Annotated in this window: 13 protein-coding genes; 6 read left to right on the top strand and 7 right to left on the bottom strand. The window is 38.7% G+C overall.

Going from position 1 to position 13,235, the window contains the following annotated elements; all coding sequences use genetic code 11:
• Positions 1–134 precede the first annotated feature (134 nt).
• Positions 135–2,156, top strand: coding sequence for a sigma 54-interacting transcriptional regulator (locus ABE28_RS08625; RefSeq protein ID WP_064464499.1), 2,022 nt, complete (start codon positions 135–137; stop codon positions 2,154–2,156).
• Between the two features lie 485 nt (positions 2,157–2,641).
• Here the strand turns inward: ABE28_RS08625 and ABE28_RS08620 are convergent, their stop codons facing one another.
• On the bottom strand, positions 2,642–3,010 hold the full coding sequence (locus ABE28_RS08620) for a PqqD family protein (RefSeq protein ID WP_083232000.1): 369 nt from the start codon (positions 3,008–3,010) through the stop codon (positions 2,642–2,644).
• Positions 3,000–4,892 (bottom strand): OPT family oligopeptide transporter, encoded by a 1,893-nt coding sequence (locus tag ABE28_RS08615; RefSeq protein ID WP_064464501.1) that lies wholly within the window; start codon positions 4,890–4,892, stop codon positions 3,000–3,002. The genes ABE28_RS08620 and ABE28_RS08615 overlap by 11 nt, the downstream gene beginning before the upstream one ends.
• A gap of 305 nt (positions 4,893–5,197) precedes the next feature.
• Between ABE28_RS08615 and ABE28_RS08610 the strand changes: the two genes are divergently transcribed.
• From ABE28_RS08610 to vanY, 5 genes are all read left to right on the top strand, one after another.
• Positions 5,198–5,908: a cupin domain-containing protein gene (locus tag ABE28_RS08610; protein WP_083231999.1), complete on the top strand. Its 711-nt coding sequence runs from the start codon at positions 5,198–5,200 to the stop codon at positions 5,906–5,908.
• A gap of 245 nt (positions 5,909–6,153) precedes the next feature.
• Entirely contained in the window at positions 6,154–6,294 is a 141-nt protein-coding gene (locus ABE28_RS24910) for a hypothetical protein (RefSeq protein WP_156775710.1), read from the top strand.
• A 73-nt stretch (positions 6,295–6,367) separates the two neighbouring features.
• Positions 6,368–7,063, top strand: coding sequence for a vancomycin resistance response regulator transcription factor, VanR-F/VanR-M family (vanR, locus tag ABE28_RS08605; protein WP_064464504.1), 696 nt, complete (start codon positions 6,368–6,370; stop codon positions 7,061–7,063).
• Positions 7,056–8,180: a sensor histidine kinase gene (locus ABE28_RS08600; protein WP_064464555.1), complete on the top strand. Its 1,125-nt coding sequence runs from the start codon at positions 7,056–7,058 to the stop codon at positions 8,178–8,180. The genes vanR and ABE28_RS08600 overlap by 8 nt, the downstream gene beginning before the upstream one ends.
• An 83-nt stretch (positions 8,181–8,263) precedes the next feature.
• Complete coding sequence (gene vanY, locus ABE28_RS08595; protein WP_064464506.1) at positions 8,264–9,142, top strand: VanY-A/VanY-F/VanY-M family D-Ala-D-Ala carboxypeptidase; 879 nt, start codon at positions 8,264–8,266, stop codon at positions 9,140–9,142.
• Between the two features lie 240 nt (positions 9,143–9,382).
• Here vanY and ABE28_RS08590 read toward each other — a convergent pair whose 3' ends face one another.
• The 5 genes from ABE28_RS08590 to ABE28_RS08570 all read right to left on the bottom strand — a co-directional run bounded on the left by ABE28_RS08590 (position 9,383) and on the right by ABE28_RS08570 (position 13,144).
• Positions 9,383–10,153, bottom strand: coding sequence for a hypothetical protein (locus ABE28_RS08590; protein WP_064464508.1), 771 nt, complete (start codon positions 10,151–10,153; stop codon positions 9,383–9,385).
• 38 nt (positions 10,154–10,191) lie between these two features.
• Entirely contained in the window at positions 10,192–10,650 is a 459-nt protein-coding gene (locus tag ABE28_RS08585) for a flavodoxin (RefSeq protein ID WP_064464510.1), read from the bottom strand.
• Between the two features lie 48 nt (positions 10,651–10,698).
• Positions 10,699–11,097 (bottom strand): hypothetical protein, encoded by a 399-nt coding sequence (locus tag ABE28_RS08580; protein ID WP_064464512.1) that lies wholly within the window; start codon positions 11,095–11,097, stop codon positions 10,699–10,701.
• An 881-nt stretch (positions 11,098–11,978) separates the two neighbouring features.
• Entirely contained in the window at positions 11,979–12,377 is a 399-nt protein-coding gene (locus ABE28_RS08575; protein ID WP_064464514.1) for a cytidine deaminase, read from the bottom strand.
• A gap of 167 nt (positions 12,378–12,544) precedes the next feature.
• Positions 12,545–13,144: a trimeric intracellular cation channel family protein gene (locus ABE28_RS08570; protein ID WP_064464557.1), complete on the bottom strand. Its 600-nt coding sequence runs from the start codon at positions 13,142–13,144 to the stop codon at positions 12,545–12,547.
• Positions 13,145–13,235 lie beyond the last annotated feature (91 nt).

Genomic DNA, 13,235 nt, shown 5'->3' with positions numbered 1-13,235 from the left:
AAGAAATAAGAAAATTTAGAAATACCAATCTATAAGCTGATAGTATAGCCGATATTAACGGTTCAATGGTCTAAATTGGTTCAAATATTGTGCTATAATAGAACCAATTTAACCAAAGAAAGGTAAGGGCCCATATGAAACCTTCACTTATCCTTTTGACAGGCGGAATGAAGACAAGGCACACACTGCATCAGCAACTTCAACAGCTTTTAGGTGATTATCTGGACATTGATAGCTATGCAGTGGATGAGGGCCTTCCAGCCGGTCTTGAAGCTGATGTCATCCTCTTCTCCTCCGAATCTCTTAAAAAAGAAGTCGGTCATTTAAAGAATATGAATGCCGTGACCTTTATAACGGGACAACGCACCGTCCATCATGAACATTTGGATAAACTTCTCACAATTCCAGCTGGAGCTAACGTACTTGTTGTTAATGATGAATACAATGTCACATTGGAACTCATACAATCTCTTAACCAACTTGGCATCAATCATGTTCGCTTCGTAGCTTACAAGAAAAACCATGCTTATTATGATGATATTGATGTGGCTGTATCTCCAGGTGAAGTAGAACTTGCCCCCACCTATTTGCCAATGGTTTTGGATATCGGTGTCAGGCTTTTGGATATGACCACAATTTTAAGAATTGTTGATCATTGCAGGCTGGATGGAAATGTGGCTCTGCAAATTTCAGAAAGATACATTAGAAGCATTATTGAATTGCAGCAAAAATTGCTTTTATCCCAACAAGAGACAAAAGAAGTCTATCACCATATCCAAAATGTCGTTAATACCATTGATGACGGAATACTGGTCATCAATGAAACGAGTGAAGTAACCGTGTTTAATCAAAAACTTGAAGCACTATTTCAAGTTCAGGCGGATGTAATCATCAACCGTCCGATCGATACGGTAATCCTTCAAAACGAAGTGGTTCATTTTATCCGGGATGGTGTGGAAGAGAGTCAATTTTTTAGCATTCATGGTGTTGAGGTCGTCGTATACCGTCATTCAATGATCGGGGAGCAATCTATCGTTACTGTTTTTAAAAGTGTCCATCAGGCATCCGAAATCGAAAAAACAGCACAGCGCAAATATCGCGAGACAGGTTTTTACGCGAAGTATAGCTTTGATGACATTTTCTGTGAAAATCCTAAAATGATTGAACTTAAACAGATCGCAAAAAAGCTTGCATTAGCAGAACACCCCATCCTCATTCAAGGTGAGTCAGGAACGGGCAAAGAATTGTTTGCTCATGCCATTCACAAGCACTCCTATAGAAAAAACGGACCTTTTCTGCCCGTAAACTGCAGCGCCTTATCTGAAAGCCTGCTTGAGAGCGAATTATTCGGGTATGAGGATGGATCATTTACTGGAGGTCAGCGCGGAGGTAAAAAAGGGCTGTTTGAGCTTGCCGATAACGGCACCATCTTCCTGGATGAAATAGGAGATATCAGTTTATCGATGCAATCCCGATTATTAAGGGTTATCCAGGAAAAGGAAATCAGACGAATCGGCGGCTCGAAGATAATCCCAATTAACATTCGCATCATTACTGCAACGAATAAAAAAATCGAGGAACAAATGAAAGCACAAACGTTCAGAAACGATTTATTTTACCGTTTAAATGTGCTTCACCTCTTCATTCCACCACTTAGGCAGAGAAGAGAAGACATTCCCCTTTTGATCCATCATTACATAACAAAGAACGGAAAATGGATAAAAGTGGAGCAATCACTGATGGATAGGTTAATCCGAGCTGAGTGGGACGGCAATATTCGCGAGCTTAAAAACACACTGGATTATATGCTGACAGTGTGTAATGGAACGGTATTGACCAAAGATGATTTGCCGCAGTATCAGAAAGCTCAACAAGCGGCAGATATAGAATCCCCGCCACAAAATCCCCTGCAGCAATCCGAACATCGAATGATTCTAGAGATCGTTATGCAATGCAATGAAACGGGAAAAGCAGCCAGCAGGGAATATATTTCAGCAAAAACGAAAGAACATCATGCAAGCCTCTTCTTGTCCCCACAGCAGGTGAGAAGAAGACTTGAAGACCTTGAGCAAAAAGGACTGATCATAAAACGTAAAGGCCGGGGCGGAACAAGAATGACGGAAGTCGGAATATCCTACTTAGAATCCTTACTTTAGAAGGTGGAAAAGCAGACTCGATCTATTTGAGTCTGCTTAGACTATATATGATTAAACGCGACGTGAACCATCACCAACATACTTTATTAATTAAATGGACTCTTGCTATTGCTTCAGGAGAAAATACAGCTTGCATAGCGTCCCCTTGATTGCGGTTTCTAGCATGAAAGCGAAAAAGTGTTGAATTCAATTAACGATTATGAAGAGGTTACTTATAGTCATTCATTACTTTCAGAATGTGAAGTATTCATCTAAACTAAATATTGCGGGAAAGGAGATTCACTGTCCGCGAAGGATTGTTGATATCCTGTCAGTGCAAAGCATGTCAGTCATACACAGTATAAGGCTTTCAGTCATAATGGGAATCATCACCGATTTTTAGACATAATAAAAAATCCCCTTAAAGCAGGTATGTAGCATCCACGAATGATTGTGGCCTTTTTACACGGTCTACCTTAAGGAGATCATATCAAACAAAAAAATCTTTAGCTTTTATCTTCTTCCTCATCCCAGACAATCCATTCATGGACCTCAAGGATTTCCAGGAATTTCACCAACCGTGGCAAAGATGGTTCCGCTTCCTCACCGAAATGTTCACTCATCGCTTCAGAAATCTGATTGACATTGCATTTATACTCCATTTGATTAACGGCAAATGCGCCAAACTTATCGAGCTTGATTTTACGAACTGAAGGCTGTTTTAAAAAACGAATTGTCATTCGTTCCACAAAGTTGGTTCTTTGGATGACTAAAAAAGTCGCTTCCGAAGATCCTTGCTCCAAGGTGACCCGTCCTTCCAAAAGAGGAACCATGGTTAACAGGTTCCTCTTTTCTCTTTGGCGTTTACGAAGCATCTTCTTTTTTCCCTTTGCTGGAAACGTACCAAAGCAAGCCAGCTAAAGCAAGGAATAGTAGGAATGGCAGCAGATTGCTGGCCAATTTAGCTGCAGCCGGAACTTGGACACCGGCAGCGATCAGGATGGCAATAAGCACACCTATCAATGACTCACCTGCTATCAAGCCAGATGCAAACAATACACCTCTATCGACGCGTGCTTTAAGTGCTTCTTTCGTTTTCGAGAAGAATTCAATGAAGAAGCGTATAAATCCACCAATCATGATTGGCGCACTAGTATGAACCGGCAAGTAGATGCCTACGGCCACTACTAATGAATTCAAACCGAAAAACTCCAATGTGATGGCAATCGCTGCACCGATAAAGATAAGCGTCCAAGGTAAGTCTCCACCAAGAACTCCTTCAGCAAGAATTTTCATTAGAGCCGCTTTAGGTGCAGGCAGTTCTGCAGATCCCATCGTATAGGCGTTATCCATCAGCACCAAGATAAAACCGATGACTGAAGCGGACGCCACAACACCGATCATCATCGCAACTTGTTGCTTCCAAGGAGTTCCGCCCACGATGTAACCTGTTTTTAAATCTTGCGATACATCACCTGAAACAGCAAGAGCGGTACAGATGATTGCAGCGACAGTTAAAGCGGCAACCATTCCTTGGGTACCAGTAAAACCAGTAGCTTTATAGACAATCGCTACAATCAATAGTGTAGCGATCGTCATTCCAGAAACAGGGGAAGAAGAACTTCCGACGATCCCGACAACCCTTGAAGCCACGGTCACGAATAAGAATCCAAAAATGGCAATGGCAACCGCTCCAATGATTCCGACATCCGTAATAGGTGCGAATGCAATGATTATAATGACGATGATTATACCCAACCAAACGTATTTAGCCGGAATGTCTTTTTCGGTTCGGATTGAACCAGCCTTAAGCTGTCCTTTATTGGCTTTAACACCTTTTAAGGTATCAATCACCGAACTGAAAAGGATCGGTAAGGTTTTGATCAATGTAATCAATCCGCCAGTTGCAACCGCACCAGCTCCTATATAACGAATATAATTATCCCAAATTCCCCATGCATCCAATTCACCAATCGGTACCTCGGAAGGGAAAATGGCTGTTCCATTACTGCTGCCAAAAAAGCTGATTGCCGGAATAAGAACGACCCAGGCCAACAGTCCTCCACCTAGCATTTGACCTGCGACACGCGGTCCAATGATATACCCGACACCCAAAAGGGAAGGAAAGGCATCCAGACCAACGACTGCATTTTTAAAATTTGTGATTCCTGTTTCAACTTCCGTTTTAAAAAGCTTAAATCCATCACCAAGCCCTTTCACCACACCGCCGATGATTAAACCGGCGCCGATCAGCTTGGCGCTGGTCCCGCCTTTTTCTCCCGATTTCAGTACTTCGGCACATGCCGTACCTTCAGGATAAGGTAATGTTTCATGTTCCCTTACAATAAGGAGCTGACGAAGGGGCACCATCATGAAGACCCCCAAGAATCCCCCGGTTAAAACAACGAAAATGATGAATGCTTGACTCACGTCCATATCCCACATGAATAATGCCGGTATGGTAAATACTGCACCGGCACCAATTGCCTCACCAGCCGTGGTCATCGTTTGCACTATATTGTTCTCTAATATGGAATCCCTGCGAAAAACACCTCTTAAAATAGCCATTGAGATTACCGCCGCGGGTATTGAAGCAGAGACAGTTAAACCAATTAGCAGTCCTAAGTACGCATTCGCTGCCCCGAAGACGATTGCAAGAATAATCCCTAGGATTATTGCCGTTACAGTCAACTCCGGTAAAGATTTAGATGCAGAAACGTACGGGACAAATTTACTCTCTTTTGAATTGTTCGACAATTTAGCCACTTCCTATGTTTAACTTTAAAATCATAAAAAACATTATATCACTCTAATTTAAACACACGCAATGGGAAAATTCTGCTTATTAAAATTTCGATTATGCAAAACATTCAGATTAACAGTTTCAGTTTATAGAAATCCAACATAAAACTATTTAATTCCATCCATATTTTTAAACGATCGATCCCCATTAAAATGATCACTCTTGTTAATGGTACAAAAAATGATTAGGCATTTGCACATTTAATTGACAACGAACATATCCTGCAGAATCAAGTCTTTAGAAAAGGAATGATACTTTCATGGTTTCATATATGGATTATACATCCCCCTCCACGCAATTTTTTTTCGATGCCAATAATAGCAATCTCTTTAAAAAAGATGATCAAAACTATATTAATGTAGTAGGTATCAAACAACTAAACACGCTTGAAAATGTTTCTTTACTAGATATCTACCTCAGCAGGAACAATGTCGTAGAACCGCATTATCACCAAAATGCCGCTGAACTCGTTTACTGTATCTCTGGTGCCGCAACGGTTTCGCTACTAAATCCTTTCACGAAACAAATTCAAAACTATCCGCTTAAGCAAGGTCAAGTCGCAAACGTTCCACAAGGCTGGTGGCATTATGAAGTAGCTAATTCCGATAATACACATCTGCTGGCCATTTTTGATGCGCCAACTCCTGAAGTCGTGCTTGGTTCCGATATTTTGAAATTGACACCAGCAAATATTATGGCGCACACTTATTGCATGGATGAAAACCAATGGAAAAAAGCAGTTGCCCCCGTACAGCCGGCAACATTCATCGGACCACCAGCCAACTGCCAAAGAAGTACTGAAGAAGAAACACAGCAGCATCAACAGCAACAGCCACAACATCACCAGCAACAACAATCGCAATTTCCGCAGCAGCAATATCCGCAATATATCAATCAATATGATAACCAGGTCTATCCTGCTGCATATAACCATCAAATTCCAGCTAACCCCCAATATTATTATTATTGAAAACAAAAAAGCGATGGAGTCACTTCATTCCATCGCTTATCATTACATATCACTTTTGTTGCAATCATGGCTGAATAATTAACGCCCTCTCTTGCTTCGGACATGTTCCGTTTAGTCGCACATTCCGTAATCCCCTTCCACTCTTTCCCTATACGCTCATATAATCATACCGGCGTACTTTTTTTCTTTTTAACTAGCTTCCGTTGCTAAAACGAGAATCACCATAACCAGTTAAGCGAGAAATAATGAGAGCAATTGAAGGTTGCTTAAACGGCTGGATAGCAATAGTATTAGAAACAGTTGAGAAAAATGGCCAGGTTCTTGAAGTAGGTGGAGCTATAATGGAAAATAATAATAATATAGCCTACATAAATTATCAGTCATAATGAGGCCCAGAGCTATAGCGTTTCGTATGACAAGAATCAATTAGTTTGTAATTTTTTATAGGAGTGGGAATGGATGAAACGAATATCAATTTTAGTGGCTGATGATGAGAAGGAAATTGCAGATTTAATTGCCATCCTTTTAGAAAAAGAGGGGTACCATGTAATTAAAGTGTCTGATGGACAAGAAGCCCTTCATGTTACCGAGACAAAAACGATTGATTTGCTGATACTGGATATCATGATGCCGAAAATGGATGGATATGAAGTAATCCGTCACATCCGCGAGGGGCATAATATGCCTATCATATTTTTGAGCGCTAAAACCTCTGATTTCGATAAGGTACACGGACTTGTTATTGGAGCAGATGATTATATGACCAAACCATTCATCCCCATGGAATTGGTTGCTCGTGTAAATGCTCAGTTGAGGCGTTTCACGAAGTTAAATCAGCCTATAACCAATCATAAAAAGACCTTGGAATTTGGTGGTCTCATTATTTCTGCTGATCAGCGCACAGTTCATTTATATGGTGAAAATATTGAACTTACCCCTAAAGAGTTCGATATTTTATATTTATTAGCCAGTCATCCGAAGAAGGTGTATAGCGTGGAAAATATCTTCCAGAATGTGTGGGGCGAAGCTTATTTTGAAAGTGGAAATACCGTTATGGTCCATATCCGTACGTTACGAAAAAAACTTGAAGAAAATAAACAACAGAATAAGTGGATTAAAACTGTATGGGGTGTTGGATATGCATTCAATGGCTAAAGTAGTACGCAGCTTTCGTTCAAAGATGGTGTTGTTATTTGGTTTAAGTATGCTTCTGTCTGGTATCATCACCTATTTAATTTTTAAAGGACTTCAAATTTATTATCATACCTATGTCCAGTTTGGGGACAGACTGACTTATTATCGTCAAATGATGAATGGAATGGGCGACATTAACTTCTTTTTACTACTATTCCTCCCGCTATCGATTTTGTTTTTTTATTTACTTACTCGGCGCTATTCGACCTATTTCAACGAAATTTCAACCGGAATACATTTTCTCGCTCGGGGAGACTTCTCATACACAGTTCAAATTAAATCAAATGACGAATTCAAAGATATTGCCCAAGATATCAACTTGGCAAGTGAAACGTTGAAAGAAGCAATAGAAAGAGGAGATTTTTCTGAAAGCAGCAAGGATCAGCTGGTCGTAAATTTAGCACACGATCTGCGTACACCACTTACATCTATTTTGGGTTATATTGATTTAATGCTTAAAGATGAAAACTTGACTAAAGAGCAGATCAGACATTTTTTAACGATTGCCTTTACCAAATCACAGCGTTTAGAACGGCTTATAGATGAATTATTCGAAATAACGAGAATGAACTATGGTATGCTTCCTGTTAATAAGAAGCAAATTAATTTAACTGATTTGCTCAATCAATTAACGGAAGAATTATTTCCCGTTTTTGAGAAAAATCATTTGACTGCACGTATGAATATTCCCGATCAATTATTTATTGTGGCCGACGGTGAGCTTTTAGCTCGTTTGTTTGAAAATCTTCTAACCAATGCGAATCGTTATGGAAGCGATGGTCAGTTTGTGGATATTAATGGCTTCATACATTCAGGGAATTTAGTTGTTCAAGTTGTGAATTACGGTGATCTCATCCCCCAAAATGAGCTGCCACATCTCTTTGATATGTTTTATACAGGTGACAAAGCTCGAACTCATCATGGGGATAGCACTGGTCTAGGCTTATTCATTGCCAAAAATATCGTGGAGCAGCATGATGGGACAATTACTGCCGAAAGCAGTTTTAAGCGTACAGTATTCGAAGTTCGTTTGCCTCAAAAAATGGTATTGAATGATCTAAACAAAAAAACAATTTAAGAAAAATTTAAGAATTACCCCATTCTTTCTTTAAAAAGTTTGTCCTATCTTATAAGAAGGTAAGATCAAGGAGGAAACTTAAATTGAAGAAGATGGGGTTTTTATTATTTTTTGCATTGTGTATAGGTTTGGCGGTAGCTTATATAGCACCGACTTTTCAAGGGAAAGTTGAGATTCAAGAATATAATCAATATGAAAAAATCAAATTGGCTGATATAGGGATACCTAAAAACACTCAACAGAAAAAGATTTCCAAAGAACAGATTTATCAGGGAAATCTACTCTTGGTCAACAGTGAATATCCCGTTCACCAAAAGAGTGTAAAGTCCGATATCTTGGATTTATTTGGACACAAGGAATTAACGAAGGGATACGGAATCCTTGATAGCGAAATGAAGTTATCAGAGAATGTAGCCCAAGAATTTTTGAAGATGATTTCTGCTGCTGAAAAAGACGGGGTTCACCATTTCTTGATTAATAGTGGATACCGGGACCTTAATGAACAACGAGAAATCTACCAGAAAGCGGGACCTGACTATGCCTTGCCAGCAGGCTATAGTGAACACAATCTGGGTTTATCACTTGATGTAGGCTCTTCCCAAATGAAGATGAGTGAAGCACCTGAAGGAAAATGGATAGAAAAAAATGCTTGGAAATATGGCTTTATTCTACGCTATCCTAGAGACAAGATCGATATTACTGGAATTCAATATGAACCATGGCATATTCGCTATGTAGGTTTACCACACAGCGCGATAATGCATAAGAAAAATTTCGCGTTGGAAGAATATTTAAAGTACCTAAAAAAAGAAAAGATGGCATCTGCAATTGTTAATGGGATAAAATATACGATTTCTTATTATTTCGTTTCTGAAAACATGACTATTAAGGTTCCAAAGAATAACAATTATGATATCTCGGGCAACAATATAGATGGAGTAATTGTAACCGGATATGAATGACCCATGAAAAATACAGCAAAGAGCCTTTTCCATATTCATTGCTCCGGTCATATTTTACGTTATTTAACGTAAAATGCGGATTATCCCTGAATGGTATAATCCGCATTACTAAATTATGTAATTTCCTAGTTTCAAGTCAGTTATCTCCCCTTTCATCACTGGGGCTTAAAAAAACTCAACTTACATGCTTATATCGGATATGAGAAGGAAGATACAACTTTGCCGCAACCTTGAAAACCATTACTGAATAGTAATACTTTCAAGATTAATATGAATACCTTCATTACATCTTTCTCGATAAGAACAGCTGTTACAAACCGTTAAGCAATCTGTTTTCGAATATTCTTTGGGATTTTGTAAAAGACTCTTGATTATGTTGAGGTACTCCAATCCGTCAGAAACATCATTCATGGTTGGAATATACGTTTTCATTTTACCGTCCATAAGCGAGATTATCTCCATTCTTTCCGGTAGTCGACCAAATGCCTTCTGACAAAATACCGAAATCATATGAATGAACAAAACGGTCATTTCTTCATTAGTATCGACTAAAAATTTCTTGATGATGAATGAGTTGCTTGACCATTCTGCCACGTCAAGAATCAAGGAAAGGTCGGTTCCTAGCTCACTAATAACCATGTTGAATTTTTCATATAAAAATAAAGGAGGATATTCGTTTTTCCCAGATGTTAAAAATTTGATTAAGTAATCAGTTATTTTGGCAAGAGCCCTATAATAATGAATTTTCGAATCAAACTGACGTACATCCATGACTCTCGAATGCTCATCTATTAACTCCATAACCTTCTTGGCCGTCTGGTTTGCAGGGGGAAGTTTATAATATCGACTTACAACCTGATTAATCACTAATTGAACCATCTTTCTCCAATTTTGTTGAGTGGTGTTTTTTCCTTCTATATGATGAAAGTAAAATTGATAAGGGCATCTTATAAAATCTTGTAAATGGTAATCCGTCAAAGTGGCAATCGAAACCTGATATTCCTTCCCCATCAATCCCCTTCACTCCTCTATTCATATGATGTCTAATACTATAGGGAAGAAACGAAGCTTTTCTTAATGAACTCCCTCCCGAAGTCTTGGCACTTTTTGATATCATCATCTTCTGGGGTTAATTCCACTTTTAACCCCTCGAGGACGATATCAGCACCCCGTTCCCGCAATTTTTCGTCCAGAATATCTACAGCTGCACAATAATGTGTATAGTAAGTATCACCAGAACCAAACACTGCAGCTTTCTTTCCGGTTAGATCTACATCTTCCATTTCATCATAAAAGTCTAAAAAATCATCCGGTAAATCGCCATCTCCCCACGTATATGCACCTAATAAGATTCCATCGTACTCTCCAAGTATGGAAGCTTCAGGACTATCCATTATATCTATCATTTCAACGTCCACACCGCTTTCCTTAATTCCTGCTGCAATGGAGTCCGCCATTTCTTCTGTATTTCCACTCATACTTGCAAAAATCATAATGATTTTAGACATGTTATGATCCCCTTCCAACGACGCTATTATCAAAAAGTAGTAAACTATCTAAAAAGCATGCACATCTTCCGTGTTCATTTTATTCTTTATTTCCTGTATGTTGCTCAATTCATCAGCAAACGAAAGAAATGACTCCCTATCATGTGCATCAAGCGCTTCATTTATTTTATAGCCCAAATGGTTAATTCTCAGATCCAAATCCAAGATGGAGCAAATAGTGCCCTCGGAATAAAGTTCCTCGATTTCCCCCACTTGCATAAAAAACTGATACTCTTCGTTCACCACAATTAAAAAGTGCCATCCCAGGCAATCCACATATTTCCGCTCATCCGTAATTGTCCATACATCACCTGGAAAGAACTCTATCATATGCTGATGCTTTTCTCCCGGGCAGCAACAGGTTACTTGATGTTGGAATAGCTCTAAAATTACATGATTTTTATCCATTGGTATGACTCCCCCACTCACATTCATTTTTTAGATATTTTTCTTTGTTTTATTTTTAAAATTTTTCTTCCTGATCCATTACTGTTCAACCAACCATATTGTCTTCCCTTTGATTTCAAATTTCTTTTTCGGCAAGAAACACAATTGAAAATGATTATCAATTTCATTTATCATTTTATATGATAATGATTATCATTGTCAATATACTTTTTCCAACTTTTACAGTCCGCGATTCGTTCTCAAGAAAAAATAGCCGCTAACTGCTGCTTACGAAGTATTCACTTTAGGCGTTTCAATTTTGTTTGAATGAAAATGCCCATTATTCAATTCTGAAAAAAATCCATCAGTCGCAGTTTAGTTAAAGGGAGCGTTTTATCAAATTAAACAGTTGAAGGGCTACAAATATTAATGGCTGAAAAGCTTCGTGGAATTGGAAACCTTAATGGAAAGGATATATCTGGCGTCCATAAATGGAATTAGTAAATAATTGATTACCTTGAATGTTAGGATATTGGAATTTGTCATTTTATATAGAAGAAACTCGTTAAGGATCGATTACTTGTGGGGAGAGGTTGCTTTACAGGATTCATATTGTTAGGCATCCATGCTTGTTACGGAGGAATGATATCATTCTTCGCTCTTGCTGCTTTTTACCGAGCAAGGAATAAGTTCCTGGGGTACCATTCATATGCTGTCTTTGCATAACTATACTCAGCTCCTGCAGAATGAGTATGTTCATGCTTGAAGTGCATTGCACGTTTTTTTATGGAGTGCTTCTTCTCTATCGTAAGTTAAGTCAACGAACCAAAAGAGCCTGAAATGAACAAAGAATTGTCATAACAGGCTCTTACATTTTAATAACATTTATATTCCTTAGGCATTTACATCTCTAAGTCCGTGAATGCGTAAGGTAATAATTCCCTTAATGTTAATTCTAAAATATCTCTCTTTTCATTAGTTAAATAAACAGGCATTTCAGGTAAACAAAATTCCGCTAAAACTTGTCTGCAAATACTGCAAGGTGGAAGAAAATCCACCGTATCACCTGCAACAGCTATAGCCTGGAAATCACCTTTTTTATACCCATTTGCTATTGCAGTAAAAATGGCTGTTCTCTCTGCACAATTAGTAGCACCTAATGAAACATTTTCCACATTGACTCCATTAATGACAGTACCATCTTTTAGTAATAACGCTACTCCTACTGGAAATTTGGAATAAGGTGCATATGCTTTAGCTTTCATGTTCCGTGCACTTTCCATTAATCGTTCTTTATTCATTTTATCCATCCTCTTTCAAATAAGAATGAACCTTTCACAGTCCCCTTTACACCAACATTTAGTTGGCAGGACTTCTAATATAATATTTTTGCGAATTGTTTGTCAACAGTCAAAATTGATATATTCTTTTTTTTCGCAGTTGACCTTCCTATAAGGGATTTTCATTATCATTTAGTATGTTTGTGCGGTAGATTCCAATTGAAATAGACCGATATCATTCTTAAGAAAACGATTACGATCAAGAGGAAAAATGTAGCATACGGTCCACGAATTGCCCCCAGACCAATGGCGATGCCAGCAAAAGCTGCCCATAATGCATAAATTTCGGAATGAAAAATCATGGGTTTTCGCCCTGCAAATATATCTCGTATCATCCCACCACCTGCTCCTGTCATGGTAGCCGCCATGATTACCACAATTAATGGAGCTTCAATCGATACTGCATAGTTTGCACCTTGAATGGCGAATGCCGCTAAACCTATGGCATCAAAAAACACCACCCATTTTTTCAAACGGCCGATCCAAATATTCGGTAAGAAAAATACGATGGTAATCCCCAAAAAGGCAATTTCAAATATATTTTCTTGCTTCCAAATGTTTTCAATGGGCAGTCCTATCAGTAGATTACGAACAAGTCCACCTCCAAATGCTGTGGTGAACCCTAAAACGTACACTCCTAACAGATCATAATCTTCTTCCCTTGCAATAAAAGCACCACTAATGGCGAAAGCGATTGTACCAATGATGTTAAGAATGTCCCAGGTCAACATTCCCCCTCCTTTCCATAGCTAACCGGTTAATCTTATTCCACTATGATGACCGGACTAACGGAGGGAATTCACTGGAAAATCTCGAGGA

It is taken from the genome of Peribacillus muralis (assembly GCF_001645685.2).
GTDB classification, from domain to species: Bacteria; Bacillota; Bacilli; order Bacillales; family DSM-1321; genus Peribacillus; species Peribacillus muralis_A.
Note: the sequence above shows the minus strand (reverse complement) of the source record. Positions and strands in the feature narration are given on the sequence as shown.

Excerpts from the sequence above, each read along its gene's own strand:
- vanR (WP_064464504.1), top strand. The coding sequence starts at position 6,368 with ATGAAACGAATATCAATTTTAGTGGCTGATGATGAGAAGGAAATTGCA.
- ABE28_RS08580 (WP_064464512.1), bottom strand. The coding sequence starts at position 11,097 with ATGGATAAAAATCATGTAATTTTAGAGCTATTCCAACATCAAGTAACC.
- ABE28_RS24910 (WP_156775710.1), top strand. The coding sequence starts at position 6,154 with ATGAGAGCAATTGAAGGTTGCTTAAACGGCTGGATAGCAATAGTATTA.
- ABE28_RS08575 (WP_064464514.1), bottom strand. The coding sequence starts at position 12,377 with ATGAATAAAGAACGATTAATGGAAAGTGCACGGAACATGAAAGCTAAA.
- ABE28_RS08585 (WP_064464510.1), bottom strand. The coding sequence starts at position 10,650 with ATGTCTAAAATCATTATGATTTTTGCAAGTATGAGTGGAAATACAGAA.
- ABE28_RS08590 (WP_064464508.1), bottom strand. The coding sequence starts at position 10,153 with ATGGGGAAGGAATATCAGGTTTCGATTGCCACTTTGACGGATTACCAT.
- ABE28_RS08625 (WP_064464499.1), top strand. The coding sequence starts at position 135 with ATGAAACCTTCACTTATCCTTTTGACAGGCGGAATGAAGACAAGGCAC.
- ABE28_RS08600 (WP_064464555.1), top strand. The coding sequence starts at position 7,056 with ATGGCTAAAGTAGTACGCAGCTTTCGTTCAAAGATGGTGTTGTTATTT.
- ABE28_RS08620 (WP_083232000.1), bottom strand. The coding sequence starts at position 3,010 with ATGCTTCGTAAACGCCAAAGAGAAAAGAGGAACCTGTTAACCATGGTT.
- ABE28_RS08610 (WP_083231999.1), top strand. The coding sequence starts at position 5,198 with ATGGTTTCATATATGGATTATACATCCCCCTCCACGCAATTTTTTTTC.